30 protein-coding genes and 1 riboswitch are annotated in these 26412 nt (G+C 44.0%); of the genes, 12 read left to right on the top strand and 18 right to left on the bottom strand.

What is annotated here, in order from left to right; translation table 11 throughout:
• Positions 1-5: 5 nt before the first annotated feature.
• From N2317_00940 to ubiE, 4 genes are all read left to right on the top strand, one after another.
• Complete coding sequence (locus N2317_00940; GenBank protein MCX7816062.1) at positions 6-794, top strand: RNA methyltransferase; 789 nt, start codon at positions 6-8, stop codon at positions 792-794.
• The gene (locus tag N2317_00935) at positions 791-1111 is read left to right on the top strand and encodes a divalent-cation tolerance protein CutA (GenBank protein ID MCX7816061.1); all 321 of its coding nucleotides are present in this window, start codon (positions 791-793) and stop codon (positions 1109-1111) included. The genes N2317_00940 and N2317_00935 overlap by 4 nt, the downstream gene beginning before the upstream one ends.
• Before the next feature lie 65 nt (positions 1112-1176).
• The gene (gene tkt, locus N2317_00930; protein MCX7816060.1) at positions 1177-3225 is read left to right on the top strand and encodes a transketolase; all 2049 of its coding nucleotides are present in this window, start codon (positions 1177-1179) and stop codon (positions 3223-3225) included.
• A gap of 12 nt (positions 3226-3237) precedes the next feature.
• The gene (gene ubiE, locus N2317_00925) at positions 3238-3975 is read left to right on the top strand and encodes a bifunctional demethylmenaquinone methyltransferase/2-methoxy-6-polyprenyl-1,4-benzoquinol methylase UbiE (GenBank protein ID MCX7816059.1); all 738 of its coding nucleotides are present in this window, start codon (positions 3238-3240) and stop codon (positions 3973-3975) included.
• 16 nt (positions 3976-3991) lie between these two features.
• On the opposite strand, the gene thiC is transcribed toward ubiE, so the two are convergent.
• The gene (gene thiC / locus N2317_00920) at positions 3992-5275 is read right to left on the bottom strand and encodes a phosphomethylpyrimidine synthase ThiC (GenBank protein MCX7816058.1); all 1284 of its coding nucleotides are present in this window, start codon (positions 5273-5275) and stop codon (positions 3992-3994) included.
• 83 nt (positions 5276-5358) lie between these two features.
• Positions 5359-5449, bottom strand: a riboswitch (TPP riboswitch).
• A gap of 133 nt (positions 5450-5582) precedes the next feature.
• Here thiC and N2317_00915 point away from each other — a divergent pair.
• The 3 genes from N2317_00915 to N2317_00905 are packed head-to-tail and all read left to right on the top strand — an operon-like array spanning position 5583 to position 8602.
• A complete protein-coding gene (locus tag N2317_00915) occupies positions 5583-7295 on the top strand; it encodes a hypothetical protein (GenBank protein ID MCX7816057.1) in 1713 nt (570 codons plus the stop codon).
• Positions 7292-7963: a nitroreductase gene (locus N2317_00910; protein MCX7816056.1), complete on the top strand. Its 672-nt coding sequence runs from the start codon at positions 7292-7294 to the stop codon at positions 7961-7963. The genes N2317_00915 and N2317_00910 overlap by 4 nt, the downstream gene beginning before the upstream one ends.
• Positions 7964-7972: 9 nt before the next feature.
• Positions 7973-8602, top strand: a complete 630-nt coding sequence (locus N2317_00905; GenBank protein ID MCX7816055.1) for a histidine phosphatase family protein — start codon at positions 7973-7975, stop codon at positions 8600-8602.
• On the opposite strand, the gene N2317_00900 is transcribed toward N2317_00905, so the two are convergent.
• The 11 genes from N2317_00900 to mtaB form a co-directional block, all read right to left on the bottom strand.
• Entirely contained in the window at positions 8589-8834 is a 246-nt protein-coding gene (locus tag N2317_00900) for a hypothetical protein (protein MCX7816054.1), read from the bottom strand. The genes N2317_00905 and N2317_00900 overlap by 14 nt on opposite strands.
• Before the next feature lie 19 nt (positions 8835-8853).
• Positions 8854-9558, bottom strand: a complete 705-nt coding sequence (locus N2317_00895; protein MCX7816053.1) for an ABC transporter ATP-binding protein — start codon at positions 9556-9558, stop codon at positions 8854-8856.
• A gap of 3 nt (positions 9559-9561) precedes the next feature.
• The gene (locus N2317_00890; protein MCX7816052.1) at positions 9562-10344 is read right to left on the bottom strand and encodes an ABC transporter ATP-binding protein; all 783 of its coding nucleotides are present in this window, start codon (positions 10342-10344) and stop codon (positions 9562-9564) included.
• A 20-nt stretch (positions 10345-10364) separates the two neighbouring features.
• Entirely contained in the window at positions 10365-11573 is a 1209-nt protein-coding gene (locus N2317_00885) for a branched-chain amino acid ABC transporter permease (protein MCX7816051.1), read from the bottom strand.
• Positions 11574-11579: 6 nt separating this feature from the next.
• A complete protein-coding gene (locus N2317_00880; GenBank protein ID MCX7816050.1) occupies positions 11580-12482 on the bottom strand; it encodes a branched-chain amino acid ABC transporter permease LivH in 903 nt (300 codons plus the stop codon).
• Positions 12483-12510: 28 nt separating this feature from the next.
• Complete coding sequence (locus N2317_00875) at positions 12511-13644, bottom strand: branched-chain amino acid ABC transporter substrate-binding protein (protein MCX7816049.1); 1134 nt, start codon at positions 13642-13644, stop codon at positions 12511-12513.
• Between the two features lie 103 nt (positions 13645-13747).
• A complete protein-coding gene (gene der, locus N2317_00870; protein ID MCX7816048.1) occupies positions 13748-15082 on the bottom strand; it encodes a ribosome biogenesis GTPase Der in 1335 nt (444 codons plus the stop codon).
• A gap of 31 nt (positions 15083-15113) precedes the next feature.
• Positions 15114-16001 carry a GTPase Era gene (gene era, locus N2317_00865; protein ID MCX7816047.1) on the bottom strand — a complete coding sequence of 296 codons (888 nt, stop codon included), beginning with the start codon at positions 15999-16001 and terminating at the stop codon, positions 15114-15116.
• Entirely contained in the window at positions 15994-17022 is a 1029-nt protein-coding gene (locus tag N2317_00860) for a radical SAM protein (GenBank protein ID MCX7816046.1), read from the bottom strand. Before N2317_00860 ends, era begins: the two co-directional genes overlap by 8 nt.
• Before the next feature lies 1 nt (position 17023).
• Complete coding sequence (gene rnc, locus N2317_00855) at positions 17024-17737, bottom strand: ribonuclease III (protein ID MCX7816045.1); 714 nt, start codon at positions 17735-17737, stop codon at positions 17024-17026.
• Positions 17730-19091 carry a tRNA (N(6)-L-threonylcarbamoyladenosine(37)-C(2))-methylthiotransferase MtaB gene (mtaB, locus tag N2317_00850; GenBank protein MCX7816044.1) on the bottom strand — a complete coding sequence of 454 codons (1362 nt, stop codon included), beginning with the start codon at positions 19089-19091 and terminating at the stop codon, positions 17730-17732. Before mtaB ends, rnc begins: the two co-directional genes overlap by 8 nt.
• A gap of 102 nt (positions 19092-19193) precedes the next feature.
• On the opposite strand from mtaB, the gene N2317_00845 reads away from it, so the two are divergent.
• A complete protein-coding gene (locus N2317_00845) occupies positions 19194-19517 on the top strand; it encodes a hypothetical protein (protein ID MCX7816043.1) in 324 nt (107 codons plus the stop codon).
• Between the two features lie 22 nt (positions 19518-19539).
• Here the strand turns inward: N2317_00845 and N2317_00840 are convergent, their stop codons facing one another.
• Together N2317_00840 and N2317_00835 are read right to left on the bottom strand one after the other, a co-directional pair.
• Complete coding sequence (locus N2317_00840; protein MCX7816042.1) at positions 19540-19959, bottom strand: 4Fe-4S binding protein; 420 nt, start codon at positions 19957-19959, stop codon at positions 19540-19542.
• A gap of 99 nt (positions 19960-20058) precedes the next feature.
• A complete protein-coding gene (locus tag N2317_00835; protein MCX7816041.1) occupies positions 20059-20502 on the bottom strand; it encodes a hypothetical protein in 444 nt (147 codons plus the stop codon).
• A 207-nt stretch (positions 20503-20709) separates the two neighbouring features.
• On the opposite strand from N2317_00835, the gene N2317_00830 reads away from it, so the two are divergent.
• The 3 genes from N2317_00830 (at position 20710) to N2317_00820 (ending at position 21910) form a co-directional block, all read left to right on the top strand.
• The gene (locus N2317_00830) at positions 20710-21000 is read left to right on the top strand and encodes a hypothetical protein (protein ID MCX7816040.1); all 291 of its coding nucleotides are present in this window, start codon (positions 20710-20712) and stop codon (positions 20998-21000) included.
• 35 nt (positions 21001-21035) lie between these two features.
• On the top strand, positions 21036-21311 hold the full coding sequence (locus N2317_00825) for a hypothetical protein (protein ID MCX7816039.1): 276 nt from the start codon (positions 21036-21038) through the stop codon (positions 21309-21311).
• A 92-nt stretch (positions 21312-21403) separates the two neighbouring features.
• The gene (locus N2317_00820) at positions 21404-21910 is read left to right on the top strand and encodes a hypothetical protein (GenBank protein MCX7816038.1); all 507 of its coding nucleotides are present in this window, start codon (positions 21404-21406) and stop codon (positions 21908-21910) included.
• On the opposite strand, the gene N2317_00815 is transcribed toward N2317_00820, so the two are convergent.
• From N2317_00815 to N2317_00800, 4 genes are all read right to left on the bottom strand, one after another.
• Positions 21907-22338, bottom strand: coding sequence for a MaoC family dehydratase (locus tag N2317_00815; protein MCX7816037.1), 432 nt, complete (start codon positions 22336-22338; stop codon positions 21907-21909). The two genes, N2317_00820 and N2317_00815, sit on opposite strands and share 4 nt — an antisense overlap.
• Positions 22339-22364: 26 nt before the next feature.
• Positions 22365-23549 (bottom strand): class III poly(R)-hydroxyalkanoic acid synthase subunit PhaC, encoded by a 1185-nt coding sequence (gene phaC, locus N2317_00810; protein ID MCX7816036.1) that lies wholly within the window; start codon positions 23547-23549, stop codon positions 22365-22367.
• 5 nt (positions 23550-23554) lie between these two features.
• Positions 23555-24487 (bottom strand): hypothetical protein, encoded by a 933-nt coding sequence (locus tag N2317_00805; GenBank protein ID MCX7816035.1) that lies wholly within the window; start codon positions 24485-24487, stop codon positions 23555-23557.
• A gap of 89 nt (positions 24488-24576) precedes the next feature.
• A complete protein-coding gene (locus tag N2317_00800) occupies positions 24577-25050 on the bottom strand; it encodes a lysophospholipase (protein ID MCX7816034.1) in 474 nt (157 codons plus the stop codon).
• A gap of 120 nt (positions 25051-25170) precedes the next feature.
• Here N2317_00800 and N2317_00795 point away from each other — a divergent pair, with 120 nt between their 5' ends.
• On the top strand, positions 25171-26406 hold the full coding sequence (locus tag N2317_00795) for a DUF1015 family protein (GenBank protein MCX7816033.1): 1236 nt from the start codon (positions 25171-25173) through the stop codon (positions 26404-26406).
• The last annotated feature ends 6 nt before the right edge of the window (positions 26407-26412 follow it).

Here is a 26412-nt window from a genome sequence, read left to right as displayed (position 1 = left end):
AGACAATGGATTTTTTGCGCGAAAGACCCACGGCGAAGCAGATTTCTCTATGGAAGAAGTTGAGTAAGGTAAAGTACAGAAGAAAAGAAGGCCTGTTTATTGCCGAGGGGATTAAAGTGGTTGAAGAGCTGTGCAAAAGTAACTGGCAGGTGGAATCCTTGCTTTTTCTTTCGGGGAAAATCAATTTTGAAGATAAGGTAAATTTCTTAAAGGAAGTAAGTGTACCCAAGTATACCGTGGGTGAGAAAGAATGGAAGTTACTTAGTCAGGACAAGAGTCCTGAAGGTATAATGGCCGTTGTACGACGCAGCGTGGAAGTTCCAGAGAAACCTCTTTGGAAAAGGGGTGAGCACGCCGTTATGTTGTATCAAATAAGAGATCCAAACAACCTCGGGGCTATCATGCGATCTATGGATTGGTTTGGCATCAGGAATCTTTTTATCAGCAAGGAATCTGTGGATTTTACATCACCCAAAGTGGTTCGGACCTCCATGGGGAGTCTGTTTCATCTCCGTATAGTGGATGAAGTAGATCCCTTTTATGTTATTAGGGAATTTAAGAAAAATGGGACAGTTATAGTTACTGACGTTACATCCGGTCTACCACCCCACGTGGAGGAGAAACCTACACTACTCGTTTTTGGTAGTGAAAGCAGGGGTTTGCCAGCGGAAATTAAAACACTCGCCGATGAGTGCTGGTGTATTCCTGGCGAGGGGAGAGCAGAATCACTGAGTTTGCCTCAAGCTGTGGCCATTATCCTTTATGTAATATCGGGTATAGGAGGTACAAAGTGACGGAATATATTCAACTCGTCGTTACTGTAGACACAAAGGAAAGGGCAGAGAGTATTGCAAGTTTACTTGTGGAGCAGAAGTTGGCGGCATGTGTGCAGGTGAGTGGTCCGGTGAAGAGTGTTTATCACTGGCAGGGAAAGCTGGAAGAAGCAACGGAATGGATGTGTTTTATTAAGAGCCGCCGTGAACTGTATCAGGAATTGGAGAATGCTATCCGTTCTAACCATCCTTATGAGGTGCCAGAGATCCTTGCTTTTCCGGTATTAATCGGTTATGAGCCGTACCTCCAGTGGGTGAATGGTTGTTTAAAGCGGTAAAGAGCACTAAGCAGAGAAACCAAACCTATATGGTTAACCTCAATTGAGCGACAAGGTGATGAGAGGTGAATACAGAAATTGAAAACAGTTGTATTAATGCAATACGTTTTCTCGCTGCTGATGCCATAGAAAAGGCAGGTTCAGGTCATCCCGGTATGCCTATGGGAGCAGCACCCCTCGCCTTTACACTTTGGGTGTATCATCTTAAGCATAACCCTGCTGATCCTCTTTGGCCAGATCGAGACCGATTTGTACTTTCGGCTGGACATGCTTCGATGTTGCTCTACGCACTTTTGTATCTCACAGGTTATGATGTGACACTTGAGGATATAAAGCAATTTAGACAGTGGGGAAGCAAAACCCCTGGGCATCCTGAGCGGTGTCATCCATCTGGAGTAGAGCTGACCACTGGTCCTTTGGGGCAGGGGATAAGTCATGCAGTGGGCATGGCAATGGCGGAGGTTCACCTTGCTTCAAAGTTCAATACACCTGAAATCACTATAGTGGATCACTACACATATGTACTGGCTAGCGATGGTGACATGATGGAAGGGGTTACTTTTGAGTCTTGTGCTCTGGCTGGGCATTTGGGTTTGGGGAAACTGATTGTTTTGTACGATGATAACGGTATTTCCCTTGCAGGATCAACGGCATTAACATTCACCGAGGATATAGAAGCACGCTTCCGCGCCCTGGGCTGGCAGGTACTCAGGGTATTCGATGGGACTGATTGTCGTGAGATCAGCAGAGCTATAGAAGAGGCTAAAAATGAAAAAAACCGTCCTTCACTAATCAGGGTTTTTACGAAGATTGGCTACGGTGCACCCAAAAAGGGTGGTACTTCAAAGTGCCACGGTGCTCCACTTGGTTTGGAGGAACTTGTGTCTGCGAAAGAGCAGCTCGGCTGGCCAGTAGATGCATTTTTCTATGTGCCAGAGGATGTTCTTTCGTACTGCCGCAGTGTTAAGGATGAGGGGGCAAAGAAACAGAGCGAATGGGAAAGGGAGTTTAACAGATACTGTGCAATTTTTCCGGAACGGGGGCAAGAGTTTTTGCGGGTTATGCGGGGTGATCTTCCGGGAGGATGGGAAGAAAGTCTGAATAAGCTCAGTTTCCCCCAAAGAGATTTATCTACTAGAAAAGCTTCAGAGTCTGTGTTGCAAATTCTCGCTGAAAAGATACCGGAACTCATGGGGGGATCTGCTGATCTTAATCCTTCTTGCCTCACATGGCTCAAGAACAAGGGCGATTTTCAGAGACCTGGTGAGCACCGTGAACCGTTGGATGGTGAGGTGGGGGGTGGTTGGAATTACAGCGGCAGGAATGTCCATTTTGGTGTTAGAGAACATGCCATGGGTGCTATAGCCGGTGGGTTGGCGGTACATGGGGGTATTAGGCCTTACGCTGCTACTTTTCTGGTTTTTAGTGATTACATGCGTCCTCCGATGCGCTTGGCGGCTATAATGGGGTTACCTGTAATTTATGTCTTTACCCATGACAGTATAGCTGTGGGAGAAGATGGACCAACTCACCAACCAGTTGAGCAACTGATGAACCTCCGGGCTATCCCAAATCTGCGGGTGATAAGGCCGTGTGATGCGGCGGAAACGGTGGAAGCGTGGAAGATGGCCGTAATGCATAGGAGAGGTCCAACGGCAATTGTTTTAACTCGCCAGGATGTGCCAGTGCTGGATCGGACGGAGTTAGCACCAGCGGATGGTTTACGAAAAGGTGGCTATGTTCTCTGGGAATCTTCCTCTCAAATGCCAGATCTCCTTTTTATAGCCACGGGTTCAGAAGTTGCGTTGGCATTGGATGCGGCCCGTAAACTCGCTCGGGAAGGCGTAAGGGTCCGTCTGGTTTCTCTTCCGTGTTGGGAACTTTTTGATGAACAACCAGAATCGTATAAATATAGTGTACTACCACCAATGGTCAAGGCTAGAATTGCTGTGGAGGCAGGGGTGCCCTTAGGGTGGGAACACTACGTGGGACTGGAGGGGAGGATAATAGGGGTGAACAGCTTTGGCGCCAGTGCCCCCCAAAAAGTTCTTATGGGGAAGTTTGGCTTTACTGTTGAACACATTGTGAAAGTGGCCCGTTCGCTCATTTCTTAATAACTCGAATCAATGGGAAGAAACGGATTTCATTCATCACTTTTTGCATCGGATAAACACGCATCTTACGTTCAAAGGATTTTTTCGAGGATCGCCAGTCGTTACGATCTTATGAATAGAGTTTTGAGTTTGGGTATAGACGTCTTTTGGCGTCGTTTTTCCGTGTCACATATGCGCTTTTCACGGACGCTACGTGTTCTCGATGTGGCTTCAGGTACGGCTGACGTAGCAATAATCGCGGCGAAACGTTTCCCTGAGATTTATGTTTTTTCTGTGGATACGGTTGGTGAAATGATAGAGGTGGGATTTGAAAAAGTAAGACGAGAAAAATTGGATTACCGAATTTTTTTTATTAAGGGTGATGCTCTGAATCTACCTTTTGCCAACGACTCTTTTGATGTAGCTATTATTGCCTTTGGAATTAGAAATATTTTGAACCGCAAAAGAGTTCTGGAAGAAATGGCCCGGGTAGTTGTGCCGGGAGGCCAAGTGCTCGTGCTGGAGATGCATGTTCCGAGCCATTCTATTTTTCGCTTGTTTTTCCGGTTGTACTCCAAATCGGTTGTACCTGTTATGGCAAATCTCTTTTCACCGCAGCCAGATGCTTATGAGTATCTGATTGAATCGATTGGGAAATTTCATACCCCGGAGGAACTTAGTTCCATGATGAAGGAGGGGGGTTTAGGTGACATTGTTCATTACTCCCTTACATTCGGGTTTGCTCATCTCTACGTTGGCAGGAAGTTTTAGCAATACGGGATGGTTTTTATCCCGAAAACCTTATCCGTCCCAGGCGAATAGCGCATAAATCACCACACATCGTGCACCCTTCCTCTTGGGCAACCGTGCTTTTTTCCAAACCTTTTATTGCCGCCTCAGGGTCGATAGATGTTTCTATCTGGCCCCTCCAGTTGAGATTACGCCTGTGGATAGCCATTTTTCTGTCTTTCTCCACTGCACCTCGGATTCCCTTAGCGATATCCGCTACGTGGGCCGCTATTTTTGCAGCGATAACACCTTCCCTGACGTCATTCAGGTTGGGTAATCTTAGGTGTTCTCCTGGTGTCACGTAACAGAGGAAGTCCGCACCTGCAGCCCCCGCAATGGCACCCCCTATGGCCGAAGCTATATGATCGTAACCAACAGCAATGTCGGTTGGCAGGGGTCCAAGTACATAAAATGGTGCGCCATCACACAATTTTTTCTGTAGAAGCACGTTGGACTCAATTTCTGGAAGGGGTACATGTCCCGGACCTTCGATCATCACTTGTACTCCTGCGTCCCTGGCACGTCGTGCCAATTCCCCTAGTTCAATTAGTTCTTCTATCTGTCCCCTATCGGTTGCGTCGGCCAGACAGCCTGGGCGTAGTCCATCCCCTAGACTTAGAACTATATCAAACCGATGGGCGATCTCAAGGAGGCGATCATAGAATTCATAAAGGGGGTTTTCTTTCCCAGTACAGGCCATCCAATTGGCGAGAATAGATCCGCCTCTGCTCACTATGCCCAGGATTCGCCCCTGCTTTTCCAAGCGCTCTAGGCTGCTCTTCGTTACACCTACGTGTACAGTGATAAAGTCCACACCATCCTCTCCGTGTTCCTCAATGACTCTGAAGATATCATCCCCGGTCATTTCAGGTAGGGGTTTTTTAGCTTCAAGTGTTTCCACCGCCGCCTGATATATGGGAACTGTGCCGATTACCACTGATGAAGACTTTATTATCGTTCTACGTATCTTTCTAAGATCACCGCCTGTGGAAAGGTCCATAATTGCGTCAGCCCCTGCCTCTTCACACACCTTTATTTTCTGAAGCTCCAGTTCCAAGTCCACCCTATCCTTTGATGTGCCAATATTGGCGTTGATCTTAGTCCGGAGTCCCTTCCCTATGGCTAAAGGAGTTACAGATTTATGTCTGCTATTGCGCACTATGACTATAGTGCCACTCGCCACACCTTCTCTTATATACTCTGGTGAGACCCCTTCTTTTTCCGCACAAATTTTCATTTCCTCAGATATTTGACCGTTTTTTGCCATTTCTATCTGTGTCATTTTTAGCCTCCTGCCTTTCCTTTACAATCTATTGCTATCTGGAAAAAGCAGACGCACCTTTTTTGAGGTGCGCTCTTAGACTAGCCCAGATTTAAGATGTTCCCTACGCTGGAATTATCCAGATCAGGTTCCAAGGGTGTATTTTCAGCCTTTTCAGCACCCCTATATTAACTTTATACTGTAAACATGCGTAACTGTAAAATCAAGATTTTTGTAATTATACCACTGTACCTTACTCCTTGATAAATTTTGCCCTAAATGGTTAAAGAAACGCGTAAAGTGCTTACATAAACTCTGTGGGGAACGTATGGTTGATCGCTTAGTACATTGTTATCGTTTCCTAGGTGAGTGGAAGGAGTTTATTGCCCGAACTAAAATTGCCCTCCGAGAAGAAGGGGTGATTAGCCGGCTGATAGAAAAAGACACATCCCTGTGGGGTGCTTACGCATCTCAAGTAGAAAATCGCCTTGGCTGGGTTGACTCTCCTTGTGTCATGGGAGCCTACGTGGGTGAATTAGTGCAATTTTGTGACGAGATTCTACGGGATGGTTACCGAAAGGTGTTGTTGATAGGAATGGGGGGGGCATCTTTGGCGGCAAAAATGTTTCGATGTGTGTTGGGTGTTAAGCCAGGTTATCTGGATATTCATGTTGTAGATACTACAGACCCTGATGTTATCCGTTCGATAGCGTCTAAGTATCCCGCGGCGGAAAACCTCTACATCGTGGCTTCGAAATCAGGTGATACAGTGGAGACCCTGTCCCTGTTTAGCTTTTTCTATGGAAAAGTGGTGGCGGCGGTGGGGAGGGAGAGAGCGGGCAAACATTTCGTAGCCATTACGGATCCCGGTAGTAATCTTGAAAAAATAGCCCGGAAATTCTCTTTTCGGAAAGTTTTTCTGAACGATCCCTGTGTAGGTGGTAGGTTTTCAGCACTGTCATTTTTTGGTATTGTGCCTGTGGCACTCATGGGTTTTGAACCGTCCGTACTGCTTAGACAAGCAGTGCAGACTTTAAATTGTGAATTAAACGACGTGCCTGAGGGATGTGCAACCCAGATAGGATCTTTCCTTGGTGGAATGGCTCTTGGAAGTCGGGACAAAGCTACATTTATTTTGACCGAAAAAACAAAGGGTTTTGGGTCGTGGTTGGAACAGTTAATTGCTGAGAGCACGGGTAAATGTGGAAAAGGCATTTTGCCTGTGTTTGATGAAACTCTCGGTGATCCTTCTGTTTATGGTCCGGATCGTTTTTTTATAAGACTCCGATTCCGTGATGAAGTAGTGGACGATTTTAAGTTGCAAAGACTTGTAAATGCGGGTTTCCCTGCTCTAGATATTGAACTTAGAGGTCCAGATGCGGTTGGTGCCTTCTGCCAAATATGGGAGTTGGGTGTTGCCGTTGCGGGCTGGTTGTTGAAGATAAATCCATTTGATCAACCAGATGTGGAGGAGGCGAAGGCTTATGCGAAAGAAGTGATGATACAAGGAAAGGCACCTTCCAGTGTATCTGATCCGATCAGGATTTTACTCACAAGGGAAAACGTTGATGAAGCTGTTAATAGGGTGCTTGTACTTTTGTCTTCGTCTGAGCGGAGGTGTTATGTTTCATTTTTGCTGTATCTACCCCCGGATCCTGAGACGGACAGGCTTTTTGGAGAAGTACGGGAAGCTATTCGTGAAAGGTATTGTTTAGCTTCTACCATCAACTACGGTCCGCAGTATCTACACTCCACTGGGCAGCTACACAAAGGGGGTCCAAACAATGGGGTTTTTATTCATATCACTGCGGAAAGGACTGGAGAGATACCAATAACAGAGTTCGAATACCAGAGGGGGATTAAGGTTTCATTCGCGGAGATACAAGTAGCGCAGGCCCTTGGGGACTTCAGGGCATTGAAAAATCGTGGTCGACGGGTCTTATCTTTTCACGTGATGGATCCCCATGGTTCGCCACGGAGTATTCTCAAGGATTTCTGTGTATGTCTTGCAGCTGGAGTACGAAAAGGAGGTACGTTATGACAGTAACGGAAGCTGTGATGAAAAGAAGAAGTATAAGAAAGTTCAAAGGAAATGTAGAAGTTCCAAAGCAAGTTCTGAAGGAGATAGTGGATATCGCCCGCTGGTCTCCTTCGTGGGGTAACACACAGCCGTGGGAGTTCTATATACTCAGTGGTAAACCCCTCAACGATCTGCGAGAGCAGCATAGGGAGTACGTGAAGCGAGGAACTCCTATTTCTCCTGAAATATCAATGCCTGAGGTTTGGCCGGAGCACATAAGGAGGAGATATACGGAGGTGGGTAGGGCTGTACTCACGGCCCTGGATATTTCCAGGGAGGATAGGGAGAAACGCCTCATGTACTACGAAGAAATGGCGTCTTTTTTCGGTGCTCCTCATCTGATGGTTGTGTGTATACACGCGGGTGTGGCAGTGGAGTACGCTTTGCTCGACGTAGGGATCGTGACACAGACTATTTGTCTCCTTGCTTGGGAGAGGGGCATAGGTTCCTGTGTAATGGCATCGGCTGTTTGTTATCCTGAGTTGATTAGACGTTTTGCCCCGATTCCTGAGGATAGGAGGATTGTTGTTGCGATAGCGTTGGGTTATGGGGATAGTGAGGCTCCGGTAAATAAATTCAATAGAAGCCGTGTTTCCCTTGACGAAATTTTGATATGGGTTGAAGGTTAATAGAGTGTTATGAAAGGGAAATCCCAGGAGGTCATTCTTGTCCGTCATGGCGAAACAATCTGGAATAGTGACCGGCGGGTTCAGGGGGTATCCGATCTCGATCTTAGTGTAGAGGGACTGAAACAAGCTGAATCTCTTGCCCTCTATCTTCGTAACAGGAGTTTTAGCGTCATTTATACCAGTCCATTGAAGCGGGCTTTATCTACTGCCCGTATAATTAACCAATATCACGGTGTACCTCTCCACATTGACCCGCGTTTGATGGAGATGGATCAAGGATGTTTTGAGGGTCTTTCCTATGATGAACTAATGTTGTGTGAGAAAGAGTTTCTCAGAAAATGGCTTGCAGATCCAAGCTCGATACGGATACCTGGGGGTGAAACGTTCGATGAGGTTCAGAAAAGGGCATGGAAGGTTATGGAGTTGATAATTGATAGGGGGGAGAATGCCCTTGTGGTTTCCCACAATTTTACCATAGCCACTATACTGTGTTATATTGAAAAAATACCACTTTCTCAGTTCCGCAGGGTTTCTGTGGAGGTCGCGTCCATAACCACTGTATTATTTGAGGATGGTAGAGGTACCATCACATCTTTCAATGATCGTTCCCATTTGGAAGGTAGGCCTAATCGCTTTTAAGGCTTCTAAGCAGAGATAACTCTGCTTCTGTTAGATATAACTCTGCATACCCGCATTCGGGACATGCTAAGATGTTGAGGAGGGTTGATTTACTTTCCATCTGTATGCGGTTTCTGGAAGCGAAGGTTGCCAGGCGAATGGCGTGGAACATTTTGGGATTTTTTTCGTTTAGAATCATCAGTTCGACATCGGGATGATTTAAACACACAAACTTTTCTCCACTTTTCGGCATAGATCCTCCTGATTGTGGTTTATAGTCCAAGATAAGCACTTTTTACTCTGTCGTCGTTCATAAGTTCTGAAGCCGGACCTTCTATGGTTATCTGACCGGTTTCCATGACGTAGCCACGGTGTGCCAGCTTTAATGCCATGTTGGCGTTCTGTTCGACCAAAAATATTGTGGTTCCATCTTTGTTTATCCTTTCGATGATCTCAAATATAGTTCTAACGTAAATAGGGGAAAGTCCGAGAGAGGGTTCGTCCAGAAGCAAGAGTTTCGGTTTTGCCATTAAGGCACGGGATATGGCTAGCATCTGTTGTTCTCCGCCACTCAGTGTACCTGCTGTTTGATTTTTCCTCTCGGCGAGTATGGGGAAGAGCTCAAAGATGTGTTCCATGTCTTTTTTTATGAGGTGTTTGTTTTTCCTAAGGAAAGCACCCATTTCCAGGTTTTCTTTTACCGAAAGGCGAGGAAATATCCTTCTTCCTTCGGGAACCAGGGAAATACCGAGAAAAACAATTTCGTGAGGTTTCAAGCCTACCAGTGATCGTCCCTGAAATACTATGTCGCCGGATTTAGGGGGTACCAATCCACATATGGAGAGTAACGTTGTGGATTTTCCTGCACCGTTTGCACCAATTAGGGTAACTATTTCGCCTTCGTTGACTTTTAAAGAAATGTTTTTAAGAGCTCTGATGTTGCCGTAAAAAGTGTTGATGTTTTTTAATAGAAGCATACCTTAAATCTCTTCACCGAGGTAGGCCTTTATTACAAGGGGGTTCTTTCTAATTTCATCGGCGGACCCTTCGGCTATTTTCTGACCATAATCAAGAACCACTATGCGGTCGGATATACTCATAACTATTCGCATGTCGTGTTCTATCATTATTATGGTTATTTTCTGTTCTTCGGATATCTGTCTTATCAAAGCTTCCAGTTCGTCTGTTTCCCGAGGGTTCATCCCAGCTGCAGGTTCATCGAGTAAAAGGATATAAGGTTCTGTTGCCAGTGCTCTGGCAATCTCAAGACGTTTCTGGGCACCGTAAGGGAGATTTTTTGCAAGTGTGTGTGCATACTGAGCGATGCCAAATCTTTCCAGTATGGCGTAGCTTCTGTCCATCGTTTCCTTCTCTTCTCTGTGTGTGCTTGCATCTCGGAGTATCGCTTTTAGGATCCCTGTGCTGGTACGACAGTGACGACCCACCATAACGTTTTCTAGAACTGTCATTTCTGGGAAGATTCTTATATTCTGGAAAGTTCGCGCAATCCCCACATGTGTTATTCGATGTGTTTTCCATCCAGTGATACGTTGGCGTTTCGCACCTGGTGGATTGATATATATGTCTCCAGCCGTGGGAGTGTGAATACCTGTTATACAGTTGAACAAGGTAGTTTTTCCCGCCCCATTGGGACCAATTATTGCGAGTATTTCTCCCTCATTAACGTGAATATCTACGTTGGAAAGAGCTACGAGTCCGCCAAATCTCATGGTTAGTCCTTTTGTTTCTAGAATGTAGGCCATGTCCACGTAATTGGTTATCTTTAAGATTCTCTATAGGTGCGTTTCATTCCACTAATCAGTCCCTGTGGCCTGAACACCATCATGAGAATGAGGATTATACCGAAAATCAACATTCTGTACTCGCTGAAAGCTCTTAGGTATTCCGGTGCAAGGACGAGAATAAAGGCGCCGAGGATAACTCCTGGTATGGATCCCATACCACCAAGAACGACTATGCAGAGAATCATAGCGGATTCTAGGAACGTGAAACTGGCCGGGTTGACGAATGTAGTTTTGGCGGCAAAGATTACTCCTGCAAGTCCAGCCCAGATGGATCCGAGAATGAAAGCGGAGATCTTGATCAAAGTAGTATTGATACCTATGGCTTCAGAAGCGATTTCGTCCTCTCTTAAGGCTACAAGAGCCCGGCCTATGCGAGAATGTTGTAAACGGTATACTGTAACAATGGTAAGTGCGCACATAACAACAGTCAAATAGTATATGTATACAGCGGAACTGTGGATGTCCATATCAATGCCAAAGAAGCCAGGTTTGGGAATGCCCGCTATTCCACTGGGTCCGAAGGTAAATTCCCCCCAATTTTCTAGAACGAGACGGGTTATTTCTCCAAAACCGAGGGTGACAATGGCAAGATAATCACCCCTCAATCGCAGCACGGGCACACCTAGGAAGAGTCCGAAGATTGTTGCGGTGAGAGCTCCCAGAGGTAAAGCAGTCCAAAAGCCTATGCCAAAATGGTGGTGTAGTAACGCATATGTGTAAGCACCAGCGGCGTAGAAAGCGACGTAACCAAGATGTAATAACCCAGCCATACCCACAACGATGTTTAAACCAAGACCGAGTAATACGTAAAGAAAGGCATTGGTCATGATATTAATCTGGTAGAGGCTCACATAGGGGATGAAGGGAAAAAGAAGTAAAAAGATCGATAAAACGATTATTGCAATTTTGTTCTTTTCTGCCGGAAAAAAGGAAACTAGTCTCTTTCGCAGAAAGTTTACAAAATTGCCTTTTTCGTTTTTTCCCTCTTCCTTTTGTTTTCTTTCCAGAAGGTAGCACCATATTAGGGAAATTACGAAGCTTCCAATACCGACGCGTATGAGGTTTGCCCACCGCCATTCAATGGTATTTTCGATGGTATTCACTCGGATCACGATAATGGGAAAAGTGAGGAACATGAACCAAAGGGCAATTACCAAAGATCTGGTTAGACGTTTTGTTACGATCATTGTGAATTATACCTTATGGACAGGTGTTTTCCCTAGTATACCTGATGGTTTCACTATAAGAATCAATATGAGTAGTGCGAAAGCAAAGGCATCCTCGTAGTCACTGGACACGTAACCAGTGCCGAAACTTTCCATCCAGCCTAGCACCATTGCCCCAAGAACAGCTCCAGGTATGCTGCCTATCCCTCCAAGTACGGCTGCGGTAAAAGCCTTTATTCCGGCAATGAATCCCATGAAAAAGTTGATCCGTCCTATATGTGACGCGATCAGTAAACCACCTATCGCAGCTAGCGCTGAACCGAGGACGAAGGTATAAGATATGATTCTGTCCACATCTATACCCACGAGCATAGCCATATTTTTATCCTGGGCAGTTGCCCTCATAGCTTTGCCTAACTTTGTGAATTTAATGAGAACTGTAAGGCATATCATAACAACAACAGTTGTTACTAAGATGGCGAAGTCTGTCTGGCCCATGAAAGGTAAGTACTCCTCTACAAAAGGCAAATCAGGGATAAGATTGGGGAAGGGGAGGAAATCCGAAGTTTGAGCCAGCATCACGTAATTTTGGAGGAAGATGGACATACCAATGGCGCTTATAAGGGGAGATAATCTCGGGGCCTGCCGAAGAGGTTTGTAGGCTATCTTCTCTACTGTGAATCCATGGCATGCCGCAAAGATTATAGCGAAGGCCATTGCGAGTAGGAAGACTGAAATGCTCCCCATACCATAATAGGTAAGAACGGCGGAAACAATAAGGGCAATGAACGCACCAATCATGTATATCTCCCCATGGGCAAAGTTTATGAGCTCGATAATGCCGTATACCATTGTGTAGCCCAGGGCTATGAGTGCGTATATACTTCCCCGCGTCAGGCCACCGAAGAATATTTCGAGAAAATAATCCATGTATGTTGTTTAAGTTTTAATGTTTTTCCTAATGTTTTACCTCCACATAGACACCGTTTTTAACCTGGTACATGGAAAAGCCTACCCCAATTGCGTCACCCTTTTTGTCGAACTTTATTCTTCCCAGCGGTGTGTCCACGGGATATGTGCGAAGGGCCTTTGCTACAGCATCACCTTTCGTGGTTTTTGCCTTTTCTATAGCGTTGAGAAGTGCTAGGGCTGCTGCGTAACCTTCTAAAAAGAAGGCCCCGGGTTCGGCGTTATAAACCTTTCTGTGCTCCTGGATGGCTTTTATAGCCATTGGATTCTTTGATGTGTCTTTGGGACCAGATGCGTAGACCCCTTCAGCGTACTTACCTGCCACCTTGATAAACGTGTCATCTTTTACACCATCGTCGGATACGAAGTAGGTTTTCATGTTCTTTTTTCTCATCTGCATGACGATTGACGAAGCTTCAGGATGATAACCCCCGTATATCACTGCATCGGCACCTGATTGTTTTATCTTCTGCACTACTGCAGAGTAATCCACTGCCCCTGGTGTGATCCCTTCAAAAAGCACAACTTTCGCCTTTTTTGATTCTTCCACGAATTTTTTTGCATACTCTGCAAAACCTTTTCCATAATCTCCTTTGTCATGGAGTATAGCTATTTTCTTTGCTTTAAGCACGTTTACTGTGAAGTCAGCTCCCAGTTTTGCCTGTGCATCATCGGAGGCAATGGTACGGAAGAAATTGGGGTACTTACCGCTTTGGGTGAGTTCGGGGTTGGTGGCGGAGGATGAGCAGACGACGATTCCAGCCTCTTTGTATATACCGAGGGCTGTTTTTGTGGCACCACTGCAGATATGTCCGAGCACCACATGGACTCCTTGGGAAACGAGTTTTGTCGCAGTATTTACGGCAACCTCTGGTTTACACATGTCATCTTCGGCTATAATTTCTACCTTCTTCCCCAGTACTCCACCTTTTGCATTTATCTCTTTTACCACAAGCTCAGCAGCTCTTTTGGTCGGAAGTCCGTAGGATGCAAGGTCACCACTGTGTGCTCCAGCGACACCTAGTTTTATTGTGTCAGATGCTGAAGTTGAGCTGAAACTTAGGGCTAAAAAAATTGTTGTGACCAACCACAAAAATATTCCTCTTAACAACTTCCCTCTCATGTTTCCCTCCCATTTTTAGACATAATGAGATAAACTACTTTATGACATATCTTTCAGTCAAGGGATAATCTTTTAAAACCCATTGGTTAAAAGGAAAGTTTTCTCACTTTCCTCCTTTCTTTCTGAAGATAATACGAATTGGTACGTGATTGAAACCTAGCTTACTCCTAATTGAATTCGCCAGGTACCGTTCGTAGGAAAAGTGTACATCACCAGGGTCACGGCCGAAAAAGACAAAAGTGGGGGGTTTTATGTCTACTTGTGTCATGTACGTGAAATTAGAGTTTCTTTTTCCTTTCAAAACGGGAGGTGGATTTTTAGCTATGATGTCCCGACATATACGGTTAAAAACACCAGTGCTTACCCTTCTGGTGTATTGGGCATATACCTCTTTGACAGTATCTAGTATCTTGTATACCCGTTTTCCCGTAAGTGCAGAAACAAATAAAACAGGAGCAAAAGAAATAAATTTTGCCTTTTCCCTTATTTTTTCTATGAATTTACTCGCTGTTTCCTCGTCTTTGGATACGGCGTCCCATTTATTTACAGTGAATATTAGCGCTTTACCTTCTTCTAGAGCGAGACCTGCGATTTTCACATCCTGTTCTGTGATTCCCTCTATGGCATCTATGACTAGTAAAGCTATGTCACACCTCTGGATTGTTTTGATGGCTTGGATGACGCAGTATTTTTCCATTGTAAGGCTTATGCGGCTTTTTCTTCTAATTCCCGCCGTATCTATCAAAAGGAAGTTTTTTCCCTTCCAGGTAAACAGTGTATCGATGGGATCTCTAGTTGTTCCCGGTAGGGGATTGACAATCACTCTGTCTTCGCCAAGAATTTTATTAACAAGAGAAGATTTTCCCACATTAGGGCGTCCAATAACCGCAACCTTTATGCTCTCGTTTTGTTCTTCTTCGTCTTCGGAAGCTTTCTTCGGAAAACGCATAACGAGATCGCTCATCATTTCATGGATACCAAGACCGTGTTGGGCGGAGATGGTGTATATTTTTTCTACTCCTAGCGCATAAAATTCTGTGCTGGCCAATTCCTGTCGAGAATTGTCGACCTTGTTAACCACATAGAAAACGGGTTTGTTAATTTTTCTGAGTATTTCTGCAATGTCTTTGTCGGCAGGTGTGAGACCGGTTTTACCGTCGAGTAGAAAAATAATGGCTTCCGCTTCTTCGATCGCCAACAGCGCCTGTTCGCGCATCTGGACTAGGATTGGATCACCAGCGGTTGGTTCGAACCCACCAGTATCAACGAGCATTAGAGATCTTCCCTGCCATTCGCAGCTTCCGTAATTGCGGTCCCTGGTGGCGCCTGGTTCATCTATGACAATAGCTTTTCTTTGTGTGATGAGCCTGTTGAAAAGTGTGGATTTACCCACATTTGGTCTTCCTATTATGGCTATTACAGGTTTTATTGGTTTCATGTCCAGAGAGCTGTCGGTCAGTTTATGGGTTTCACTCTTTGTATCCTAGTTCCCTTATCATGGACTCATCGGAGGTCCATTTTTTTCGTACGCGGACGAACAGTTCAAGGAACACGTGCGTACCAAAAAAATTTTCTAGCTCTTTTCTCGCCTCTGTACCAATTTTTTTGAGCATTTCCCCCTTTTTTCCAATCATAATGGCTTTTTGAGAATCTTTCTCCACAGTGATGACTGCTGAGATGGTGAGGAGGTTTTTTTCGGGGAGTTCTTTGAAGGATTCCACAGTGACAGCGGTTGAATATGGCACTTCTTCGTGGGTAAATAGCATAATCTTTTCCCTTATAATCTCGGCAGTTATGAAACGTTCAGTTATATCAGTCACCATGTCTTTGGGGAACAAAGGAGGACCTTCGGGGAGAAGATCAACTATTGTTTTAAGTAGGACATCTGTGCCTTCTCCATGCAGGGCGGAGATTGGAATCGTAGCTGCCGCTGGCAAAGAAAGGCTCATGTTTGCTTTAATTTCCTTAATCTTTGTGCGGTCTGTCAGGTCGATTTTATTTATCACGTGAATAACGGGCAGTGGGGTTTTTTTAAGGAGCGCTGCAATTTGCTGGTCTTCTTTGGTGAAACCGCGGTGCGCTTCGGTTACAAAAGCAATTATGTCCACACCAGTGATTGATTTTTTTGCCGTCTCAACCATCGCCCTGTTAAGAACGGTAAAGGCTTGGTGAATCCCTGGTGTGTCTAAGAAAACAATTTGGGCATTATCCAGGTTTTTGATTCCCTTTATTCTATTGCGCGTTGTTTGTGGTTTTGGTGTGATGATAGAGATCTTTTCACCTACGATAGCATTCATCAACGTGGATTTACCCACATTGGGTCTGCCTATGATGCTCACAAACCCAGATTTAAACATGGCTTTTTTCCAGATGAAAGCTAAGGGATTGTCCGGATATTATGTTGATCCTGGATGGTCTGTAACGTTTTGTAATTGATTCGAGATTTGTATTGCGATAACCTCGGAAAGAGGATATTTCCTCCTCGGGGACGGTGAATGTTATCACATTTCCCTGAATATCTTTTCCATCAAGTGTTTCAAGGAGTTCCTCCACCATTTTCAAATATGTGTAAGATTCCACGAGTGTTCCGAAGGCTGGATGTACCGGACCTGCCAGGACGGATCCTGTAACCAGCATTTCCTGTGAAACGTGTAACCCGACACGTATGATTTTTATACCCGCGGCACGCAGTTTCCTCATGGCTTCGCCACACAGGACGATTGCCTGTTCCAGGCTTAGCGGTACGTACTCTCCTTTAATAAACATTTTTTCAAGTTCAGTGCCCTGCAGTACGAGGGTAGGGTGGAGGCGAACCAGATGGGGTTTTAGTGCGGTGACCTTGTTCACAGTTTGAAAGAATTTATCTTCGTTATCGCCGGGAAGCCCCACCATTAAGTGTATTCCCGTTTCGAATCCTGCTTTTTTCAGGAGATCAATAGCTTTAATGACATCATCAGCTGTATGTCCCCTTTTTGTCATTGAAAGTACGTCGTTATCCAGAGACTGTGCTCCTATTTCCACGGTTCGTACGGGCCATTGCAATAGTCGCTGGATATCTTCTGGGTTTATGTAATCGGGACGGGTGGAAATTCGGATGCTATCCACAGTACCTTCTTCGATGTGAGGTTTAATGAGATCGATTAGCCGTTTCTGCTCGGAATGAGGAAGTCCGGTGAAATTACCCCCGTAGAAAGCCACTTGCACAATCTGTTCATTGGTTCTCAAGTTAGTATTTCTTTTTGCGAAGTTAGTTATAATATTATTTACCGTATCCTCAGTTACTTCGGAGTAATCCCTAGGGGCTGTTATTTCCTCATTGCAGTACAGACATCGATGAGGACAACCTCTATAGTTGATGAATATGGGTATTATTATCATTTTACGCTTCTTTCTGCTCATCTTCTATGATACTTAGTGCTTTTTTTGCAGCGTCCTGTTCTGCTTCTTTTCTGCTTTTACCTATGCCCTGGGTGACAACTCCACAGGGCATGTGCAGGTTCACCGTAAATGTCCTGTTGTGGTCAGGGCCCTGAACTTGAATGAGATTGTATCTGGGTAGACTGTGGAATTTGTTCTGGCACTTTTCCTGAAGGAGGGATTTGTAGTCGCAGTAATCTCCCAAACATCGATCAAGTAAGTCGCCAAAAAGCCTTTCCACAAGGGATATAGAAGCTCCTAAACCGCCATCTAGGTAAACAGCAGCAATCAAAGCTTCGAAGGTATTAGCCAGTACGGAGTTTTTCTCCCTTCCACCGGACATTTCTTCCCCTTTTCCCAGAATGAGTGCTTCTCCCGGAAGGAGGGATTTGGCCAATCGGGCGAGACACTTTTCATTCACACAGGCCGCTCTTCTTTTAGAGAGTTGACCCTCGTCTTCATGGGGGAATCGATTGTAAATGAGATTTGCTATGCACAAACTAAGAACGGCATCTCCCAAAAATTCTAGTCTTTCGTTGTCTTCCCACTTTTTTTCTGTTTGCTCGGAGACGAAAGAACGGTGGGTTAGTGCCATATTCAGGAGTTCTTGATTTTGAAACCAGTAACCAAGCCTCTTTTGGAGTTCCTCCAGTATGGCCCTACGATCCTCATTCATGATCGATTGCCCTCCCGATGAGAAATCCCCCATCTACTTTTTCAGGAAATGTATCTACAATCGTGTTTTGTGATCCCTGTTTACAATTGGCAACGAGTGCTGGCATATAATGTTCTGTAAGACCTCTGAGTGTTGCTGTTTTTTCATCCGCCACCCTTTCGAGAAGAACGGAGACTCTTTTCCCTATCAAGTTCTTCATGAACGTGTCCTTTTTTGATCTACCAATGGTCTGTAAAACCTTAACTCTTTCCTTTTTCTCTTTTTCTGTGGTCGTATTGGATAAGTTGATTGCCTGCGTTCCGGGTCTTGGAGAGTAAGGAAAAACATGAATGTAGGCAAGAGGGAGGTTTTGCACGTATTGGAGTGTGTTATTGAAGGATCGTTCATCTTCTCCTGGAAATCCTACGATAACATCTGTGCCAATGGCAATATCTGGTTTCGTTTTTATTATTTTGTCCACGATCTGCAAGAATTGGCTAGTTGTGTATTTTCTGTTCATTGCTCTCAGTATTCTGTCATCGCCGCTTTGAAGGGGGATGTGTAGATGCGGACAGAGTATTTCAGAACGGGCGAGTAACTCTAAAAGCATTTCGTCTATTTCCAGGGGTTCTATGGAGCTTAAGCGGAGCCGCTTGACGAGTTTAGCTTTTTCTATGCGTTCGATGATTTTCGACAGTGTGGAGGGTAGTTTTAGATCGCAGCCGTACGCACCAAGATGAATGCCTGTGAGTACTACCTCTTTAAATCCCATTTCGCTCAACTTTTCGATTCTTCTTAGAACTGCGTCTTCGGGTAAGCTACGACTTGGTCCCCTTGTGTAAGGAACAATGCAGTAACTACAACGTTCGTCACAGCCATCCTGAATTTTTAGAAAGACCCTTGTGTGGTCCGGCATATGATAGTGTTCCGATGAATGGAGATCGTTTTCCCAAGTGTGGGCTTTAATATGGATCTTCTCTTTATGTAAGTGTTCCTTCTGAGAAATCTCGCTTAGGATTTTTGGGATTTTATCTTTTGCTTTGTTTGTGACGACAGCAGTAACCTCCTGTAAATTAAGCAGTTCTTCGGGTGCTCTCTCCGCATAGCATCCTGTAACGATGATGCAGATGGCGGGGTTATTTCTGGCAACTTTTCTTATCAATTGCCGGCACTGGGAATCGGTACTGGCGGTGACGGTGCATGTGTTAATAATGCAAAAATCTGCATTCTCAGAATAACGAACAATTGTGAACCCATAGTTGAGTAATATCCCGCCGATAGCTGCGGTGTCACACTGGTTGGCTTTGCAGCCAAGTGTGAAAAGGGCAACTTTACGCTTATCTTTCGCTGTAAGTTTCCCCATTTGGTCTAACATTTAAATGTCCCTTTTTGTGTTGTCAAGAATCAATGAAAACTTGTATACTTGAAAAAAACCTTAATAGGAAAGTTTTCTTAAAAAGGTACGCAGGGGGGCTATATGGAAAGTCTTTGGTTTGGCTTTACCACACATCAAATCGCGGTAATTGCTGTTCTTGGCGTGGCTCTTTTGGTCATTTACTTTCTTGTAAAGAGTCTTTTCAGACTGGCTTTTTTCTTAATTCTAATACTTGTTTGTGTGGGTGGTTATTTTTACATAACAGCACCAAAAAAGTCACCCGCTGATGTGATGAAAGTTTGGGAGAGTACGAGAAAACAGGCGTCCGACCTTGTGGAGGTGGGGAAAAAAGCTGTAGATACGGGTAAGGTGATGATAGAAAAGGGTAAAAAAGTAGCAGAGAACCTAGAAAAGATAGCGAAGTAACGGGGAACGAACAAATCAACACTCAAAGGATGTTTATTTCCATTGCCCGCACGGGACATGCAGTAACACAGAACTCACATCCGTTACATTTCTCAACATCGAAAACAACTTTCATTGTGGTCCGATCAAGAGAGAGGGCTTCTGTTGGGCAGAATCCCGTACAGGCCCCACAATGCACGCATCTTTCGGGATTTTGGCTTACCCTTCTGGAGAGGGGTTCTACCCTCAGGCCTTTTTCTTTCAGGAATTTAATGCCTTCATCGAAGTTCTTTTTTGTGCCACTCAACTCAAGCACGATAACCCCTTCTCTTCGTGGTAGTATCCTGGCTTTGAGAATGTTGAATACCAAGTCGTGTTTTTTCACCAGCTGACAGATAATAGGTTGATCAACTATATCTGCCGTGTAATGTAAGATGATCTTTCGGGATACCATTTCTTCCATAAACGTTACCTCTTATTGGTAAGATAAATTTTTATAATGTATTATGTCAAGCTATTTTGAGGGATGTCACCCAGCAAACAAAGTGAACCGTAAGCGACTTTAGGGATTTTCGGATTTACCTTGTTCGGGAATTGTTATTAGATCCATAAACGATCTAAATGCTGTAATTTTAGACATCTGCAAGCCCATTTCCAACCACTGTCTGAAATTAGCTTCCGTTGCTTCTCTTAATGCCATATAGTTCTTTAGTACCACATCTAAGTACTTTTCAAAAAAACCATCTATAAGGTCTTGACCATATCGGATGATCAGATGTAGGAACGGCGGTGGAAGGAGATAGTTTTTCTTTTTGGCTTCTTCAAGAACTATCTGCGTGAGTATATAAGCGGTGACATCATCCCCTGAACGGGCATCGATCACCTGGACCTCATACCCCACCTTTACCATGGAAGTTACATCGTCAAGGTTGACGTACGCTTTGGTAGATGTGTTGTAAAGTCTTCGATTTCCGTATTTTTTATAGATTACTTTGTTTGCTTGCATATACCCGTTGCTTTTTGCTTCGCAGCATAAAATTTTGAGAGAAAAAATTCAAGAGTTATTTTATTGAGGGATATTGCGTTAGATTGAATAGTTGTGAAAATGCATGTGTTTAGAGTTTAAAAAATTTTTTTATTGCATTGCAACATTTCGCTTGACAGCGGGGTAAGTTTAAAGTAAGTTTTTTCCAAAAATGTGGAGGTTTTTAAGATGGAACACGGTAAGATTGTAAAACAGATGCTGGATTTTCACAAAACAACCTTTGATAACACCTTCAATGCGATGTGTTTATTACAGGAACAAACGGAGAAAATGGTAAACATGTTTTTGGAGCAGTCTCCGTGGGTTCCCGAGGAGGGAAGGAAACTCATAAACGATTGGATTGAGGCGTATAAAAAGGGAAGGACAGAGTTTAAAGCTGCTGTTGACGAGAGTTACAAAAAGGTAGAGGCCTTCTTTGCAGGAGTCGTTAAGGAATCTAAGGCCAAAGGATCCCAGTAAATATCAGTTTCTGTGACCAAAAAAGGAGGTTTGCAATGGACCCCAAAAACTTTATGAAGCAGATTCTGGAGTTTAACAGGCTTGTCTTTGATAGATCCTTCAATTTTCTTGTAATGACTCAGGATCAAGGGGAGAAGATCTTTAACACGTGGATGGAACAGGCGAGATTCATCCCTGAGGAGGGGAAAAAGGCCATAGCTGAATGGGTGAAAGCGTACAAGAGCAGCAGGGATGAATTTAAAAAACGGGTGGATGAGGCCTACAAAAGATTGGAAGATTATTTTTCCTCCTTTGCCTCTTCCGATAAGTGAGTAGATGTGTGGCGCTGGGCTTGGTTTCCTGAATAAGAAACTCAGCCCAGCAAGACCTTGGGTTGTTAGTGATTCATAATAGGGAGGTAAAAATGGCGTTTACTTTTTCTGAATCGTATTCTTGGTGGCGTTTGCTTCCAGATTTTATTAGTGCGGGATATAAATTTGGAGATATTAGCAGATGGAACAGGCAACTGTGGAAGGATTGGGAGTACCTGTACAGTAATTTTTGGAAGATCGCCGGTGAGGAAGCGATTGTGAATTTCTTCATGAGGGAGATGGATTGGTGGTTGAGATCAATGAACGAGCTCTGGAAGGAATGCCTAAAAATGGGTGTTTTTGGTTACGTTCCCGTTGAAGAACACCAAAATCTCTTCAGAAAGTGTCAAGAGCTAGAGGAAAAGCTCACCCAGAGGGAGGAAGAGATAAAGAAGTTGGAAAAAATTGTTCAGGAGAGAACAGAAGGCACAACCTTTCCTATTACAGAGTTCCAATTACTCCTCACAAAACAACAGAAAGAGTTCCAAGAAATGCTAAATATGCTTTCCTCTTTTCTTGGAGGGAAAACGAGAAAAGAAAGTACGCGCAAAAGGAGCTAGCCTTGATGGCTTTTTTTAGGAGGCATGACCGTTGCTTCACCATCGAGGACTATTTTCCCTTCCTGATTTGTGCATCTCGTACGCAAGCGGACTCTGTTCCTCTCTGTGTTTTTCTCTATAACTTCAACTCGGGCGGTAATTGTATCGCCGATCTTCACGGGGGCAAGAAAATTGAGTTCCTGTTTTAAGTAAATCGTTCCGGGACCGGGAAGTTTTGTACCTAGTACGGCGGAGATGAAACCTGCTGATAAAATCCCGTGGGCAATTCTACCTTTGAATATGGTGTTTTTGGCGTAGTCCTCATTTATGTGAGCAGGGTTAAAATCTCCTGTGATGCCGGCGAATAGATAAATGTCTGTTTCTGATACAGTTTTAGAAAATTCTGCTACCTCGCCGAGGGAAATCTCTTCAATTGATTTTCCTGTCATAAACTTTCCTCCCCAACAGCTATAAATCAAGTTATCGTTTCTTCGATAACCTCATCAAGTGGTTTTTTCCTCTCTGGTTTCTTTCTTGGTGTGGATTCTCTTTTTCCTTGATGCTTATTTTTCCTTTCAATTCCTCCATCATCCCTTTCTTTCAGCCATCGTGCAATTCTAGGGGCAAATTCATCCTGCACTTTTGAGCTTACGTAGATGCCTATGTGTCCGGTTTGTAACGCGATGTCCTCCGTATCTGCGCTTGCCACTGCCTTTGTAAGGCGGTTGCAAGCCTCGGGAGGAACGAGGTGGTCATATAATCCGTAGATATTTAGAAGGGGCATGGTGATGTTTTTCAGGTTTACCTTTATTCCGTCTATCATTAACTCGTTCTTTATGAGCAAGTTTTTCTGGTAAAAATCTTTTATGAACTGACGAAAAGTTTCCCCCGGGACATCTGGACTGTCAAAGATCCATTTTTCCATGCGCACGAAATTTTCGATGAACGGTTTGTTTCCAAAATTATCGAATAGATTCAAGTACTTATCAATTATTAGGCGCGCTGGATTGAGTAGGAGAAAACAGATGTTCAACAGGTCACCTGGGATGTTGCCAAATGTATCGACAAGTCGATCAACATCAACGTGCCTCATCCAAACGTGCAGCAATCCCTGGTCTGTGTCGAAATTGGTGGGGGTTACGGTTGTTACTAAATTTTTTACCTTTTCAGGGTAAAGTGCGGCATAAATCACACTGAACGTTCCTCCCATGCATATCCCCATAAGGTTGATCTGGGGTACACCACATCTTTTCCTTATAAACTCCACAATGTTATTCATATATCTGTTTATATGGTCGCCTATGGTGAGGTAGCGATCCTTCATTGTGGGATAGCCCCAATCGATCATGTACAAATCGATTCCGTTTTTCAGAAACGTTTGCACCACGCTTCGATCGGGTTGAAGATCCAACATGGTTTCCCTGTTGATAAGGGCGTATGTAACAAGTAGTGGCGTTTTGTACTTTATCTCGCTGGGCTTATAATGTTTGAGGCGAACGCGGTCCTCTTCATAAATGACTTCATAAGGCGTAGATGCAAGTGTGGTATCCAGTGGGTTCTGTAAAATCTCGATAGCGCGTATACACGTCTCCTGGCATCTTTTAAATTCCTCAATTAAGTTGGCTACAAACCTACTCAACGTGCTGGATTTACTTTCCATTTTATTTACTCCTCTTCTTCTTGGCCAGCACTCGAGGATGGAACTGTTCGTGCACTCAAGTTTTGCTCCAGTTGGTTTATTTTTTTCTTCAGAAGGTAAACCTCCTTATAAAGCTCGTCCATTTCTCTGTTAGTGGGGATTGGCAAGAACTGTAACATATCCTGCAGAACACGGTTCTTTATGAGCGAGAAGTTTTCGATTTCAGTTAACATTTCCTGCAAGACGTTGATGAACTGTGGGGACTTAAAAAGGCTAAGATATTGATCTTCCAGATACTTTAGCCATTTGTTGTAGATAGTTCTTGCGCTTTCTGGCATTATGCCTTGTTCAATGGAGGATGTCATTTCATTTAGAGTCGCACGAAACGAATCTTCTATGGGTGAAAATAGGGTGATTAAGAATTGACCAATTGAAATATTTAGTTTGTTCCACTGATCTCCCAACAGGTTAAAACGTTCTTGATAGTACCTGGCAAGGCCTACTTGGGGTATGTGGTATAACCATTTGACCTCTGCATCGTATATTTGTCTTATAAGGTTGATAAGTTCTACCTCTTCTGCAAATATTTTAGATAAAGCTGTTTTCTCAAAGAGCCTGCTCATCCTTTCTAATGAAAGATCTTGGATGTGACCAAGATTTTCGAAACTAGTTTTTGTGAGCTCGAGAAAGTACTCTGGAACTTTTTCTGTTTCTTCCATTAACCAGGAACGTAATTTGGGGTCGTATGTGTACGTAAATAGCGTTGACCAAAATTTCGCCAGGAGAGAAACTGATTCAGTAAGGCGGTTTTTATTTGACAGGAGCGTTGCGTTTATTACGGAAAGCCATACTGAAAGACCTTTTAGAGATAAATTCCTTCCAATTTCCAGATAAGAGTTTAGAAGATCTTCAATTAAGTCCTGAAAAATCGCTGGTGAATTTTTATCTTGGTTGTCCATTTCAATCAGTTTTTATTTTAATGTATGATTAGCATTTATTATTGTCAAGCTGTAGTTTTTTCTAGCTTCACTTAAGCGAAATATTCACTTCACCCTCGGAGAAGATCATCCCACGGTAACGTTGCAAAGGTTCTGTGAAGGGAGTGGTCGTCTTGAAGAATGTAGTAGTTAAGTTGGGTGAATGTTTTCTTTGCAACCGCCCTGACCTCGTCGATGGGGACTACTTCGTCTTCAGATCCATGGAAGATGATTGTAGGGGTTCCCGAGATTGCTTCTCTGTACATTTCAAATTCAGGTAGGTTGAGGGCAGGGGCGAGCAGAATCAATTTTCTGACTTTTTCTGGATATAGGATGGCGAAGATCGTTGCCATTAATCCACCGTAGCTTGAACCAACCATTATAATGTTCTGTTTGCTTTGCAGATCCCTTTTAAGTTTTTCCATTCTTTGGGAAAGGCTGCCAGTGTAGTCTTCCACTATCATGTCTGGAAAGTGTTGTTTGAAGTATTTTCCTTTTGTTCCGTTACTTGAACTTTCTAATCCATGAACGAAGATTCTCGTCATATCTTTCTCCTTAATGAAAACTTGATCTCAGTTTACATTGACACACAGAAAATGTCCAGATAAGTTGATTTTCCAGATGTTTCTATGTAAAGAGAATCAAGATACCCTGAGGAATTGTATATGATAAGGGTTGTTCCATTTCGTGCATTGAGACCATATTCGAGGTTTGCCCATAGGGTGGCTGCTCCACCATACGATGTAGTAACTGTTGAGGAGGCGCGGGTTATAGCGAAGAATAACCCTCTTTCGTTTCTACGGGTGGAGAAGTCGGAGATAAACGTAGAGGATGCGTCGAGCGGTAAATTTGATGAATTCTCAATTGCCCGAAGGAATTTAGAGCAACTCATTGAAAGTGGTGTTATGTTTCTTGAACCACGTCCGTGTTTTTACATTTACCGAGAGGTCATGGGAAATCATGTTCAATTTGGTGTTGTGGCAACAGTGGGTGTGAAGGATTATGAGGAAGGAAGAATAAAGAAACATGAAATGACGCGTAGTGATAAGGAGTGGGAAAGAACTCGTCATGTGGAAAGAGTAGGAGCTCATACGGGCCTTGTGTTTCTTTTTTACTGGAAAAAGCCCCATATCGATGAGCTAATCGAGAGATTGACAAGGGATGAACCGGAGTACAATTTTGTAGACGAAAGTAACATTGGGCATACTGTTTGGGTCATAGATAAACGGGAAGACATAGACGCTATAATGCACTATTTTTCTTTGATCGATTGTTTGTATATTGCGGATGGGCACCACCGAGCTGCTGCTGCCGCTAGGGTGGCGAGGAGAAAAAGGACCAGCAGTATCGTGGGTGAAGGCAATGGGGCAGAGCGGTTTCTCGCTATTCTGTTCCCCCATGATCAGGTGCGCATAATGGAGTATAACAGGGTTGTCAGAGACCTCAACGGTTTGGATCGTAGGACATTTTTAGAGAAAGTTTCTGAGCGTTTTTATGTCTTTGATCAACCGCAAGAGAGAATTTCAGTAAAACCAAAGGAGTTTGGTGTGTACCTTGATGGTAGATGGATAAAAATTACCGCCAAAGAGTATCTCTTTGACGAGAGTGACCCCGTGAAACGTCTTGATGTAGCTATTCTTCACGATTGGTTGTTGGTTCCTATTCTGGGAATAGGTGACCCGAGAACAGATAAGAGAATAGACTTTGTGGGAGGAGTAAGAGGATTAGAAGAACTGGAGCGTCTTGTAAATTCAGGCAGTTATCGAGTTGCTTTTGCCCTTTCTCCGCCGACACTGGAGGAGTTGAAGATGGTGGCCGATGCAGGAAAGGTTATGCCTCCTAAATCAACATGGTTTGAACCTAAACCATGCAGTGGACTGTTCGTCCACCTTATAGATTGAAGTTTT

It is taken from the genome of Syntrophales bacterium (assembly GCA_026417625.1).
GTDB lineage: Bacteria > Desulfobacterota > Syntrophia > Syntrophales > UBA8958 > JAOACW01.
This window is presented reverse-complemented; position numbering and strand designations above follow the sequence as displayed.

Coding starts and splice junctions, on each gene's coding strand:
- der (MCX7816048.1), bottom strand. CDS start 15,082: ATGAAACCAATAAAACCTGTAATAGCCATAATAGGAAGACCAAATGTG.
- phaC (MCX7816036.1), bottom strand. CDS start 23,549: ATGGAAAGTAAATCCAGCACGTTGAGTAGGTTTGTAGCCAACTTAATT.
- N2317_00890 (MCX7816052.1), bottom strand. CDS start 10,344: ATGGCCTACATTCTAGAAACAAAAGGACTAACCATGAGATTTGGCGGA.
- N2317_00860 (MCX7816046.1), bottom strand. CDS start 17,022: ATGATAATAATACCCATATTCATCAACTATAGAGGTTGTCCTCATCGA.
- N2317_00885 (MCX7816051.1), bottom strand. CDS start 11,573: ATGATCGTAACAAAACGTCTAACCAGATCTTTGGTAATTGCCCTTTGG.
- N2317_00795 (MCX7816033.1), top strand. CDS start 25,171: ATGATAAGGGTTGTTCCATTTCGTGCATTGAGACCATATTCGAGGTTT.
- N2317_00825 (MCX7816039.1), top strand. CDS start 21,036: ATGGACCCCAAAAACTTTATGAAGCAGATTCTGGAGTTTAACAGGCTT.
- thiC (MCX7816058.1), bottom strand. CDS start 5,275: ATGACACAGATAGAAATGGCAAAAAACGGTCAAATATCTGAGGAAATG.
- N2317_00895 (MCX7816053.1), bottom strand. CDS start 9,558: ATGCTTCTATTAAAAAACATCAACACTTTTTACGGCAACATCAGAGCT.
- N2317_00910 (MCX7816056.1), top strand. CDS start 7,292: ATGACAGTAACGGAAGCTGTGATGAAAAGAAGAAGTATAAGAAAGTTC.
- N2317_00820 (MCX7816038.1), top strand. CDS start 21,404: ATGGCGTTTACTTTTTCTGAATCGTATTCTTGGTGGCGTTTGCTTCCA.
- era (MCX7816047.1), bottom strand. CDS start 16,001: ATGTTTAAATCTGGGTTTGTGAGCATCATAGGCAGACCCAATGTGGGT.
- N2317_00835 (MCX7816041.1), bottom strand. CDS start 20,502: ATGCAAGCAAACAAAGTAATCTATAAAAAATACGGAAATCGAAGACTT.
- N2317_00905 (MCX7816055.1), top strand. CDS start 7,973: ATGAAAGGGAAATCCCAGGAGGTCATTCTTGTCCGTCATGGCGAAACA.
- rnc (MCX7816045.1), bottom strand. CDS start 17,737: ATGAATGAGGATCGTAGGGCCATACTGGAGGAACTCCAAAAGAGGCTT.
- N2317_00805 (MCX7816035.1), bottom strand. CDS start 24,487: ATGGACAACCAAGATAAAAATTCACCAGCGATTTTTCAGGACTTAATT.
- N2317_00915 (MCX7816057.1), top strand. CDS start 5,583: ATGGTTGATCGCTTAGTACATTGTTATCGTTTCCTAGGTGAGTGGAAG.
- ubiE (MCX7816059.1), top strand. CDS start 3,238: ATGGGAAGAAACGGATTTCATTCATCACTTTTTGCATCGGATAAACAC.
- N2317_00845 (MCX7816043.1), top strand. CDS start 19,194: ATGGAAAGTCTTTGGTTTGGCTTTACCACACATCAAATCGCGGTAATT.
- N2317_00880 (MCX7816050.1), bottom strand. CDS start 12,482: ATGGATTATTTTCTCGAAATATTCTTCGGTGGCCTGACGCGGGGAAGT.
- N2317_00900 (MCX7816054.1), bottom strand. CDS start 8,834: ATGCCGAAAAGTGGAGAAAAGTTTGTGTGTTTAAATCATCCCGATGTC.
- N2317_00830 (MCX7816040.1), top strand. CDS start 20,710: ATGGAACACGGTAAGATTGTAAAACAGATGCTGGATTTTCACAAAACA.
- N2317_00875 (MCX7816049.1), bottom strand. CDS start 13,644: ATGAGAGGGAAGTTGTTAAGAGGAATATTTTTGTGGTTGGTCACAACA.
- mtaB (MCX7816044.1), bottom strand. CDS start 19,091: ATGTTAGACCAAATGGGGAAACTTACAGCGAAAGATAAGCGTAAAGTT.
- N2317_00940 (MCX7816062.1), top strand. CDS start 6: ATGGATTTTTTGCGCGAAAGACCCACGGCGAAGCAGATTTCTCTATGG.
- N2317_00840 (MCX7816042.1), bottom strand. CDS start 19,959: ATGGAAGAAATGGTATCCCGAAAGATCATCTTACATTACACGGCAGAT.
- N2317_00800 (MCX7816034.1), bottom strand. CDS start 25,050: ATGACGAGAATCTTCGTTCATGGATTAGAAAGTTCAAGTAACGGAACA.
- N2317_00815 (MCX7816037.1), bottom strand. CDS start 22,338: ATGACAGGAAAATCAATTGAAGAGATTTCCCTCGGCGAGGTAGCAGAA.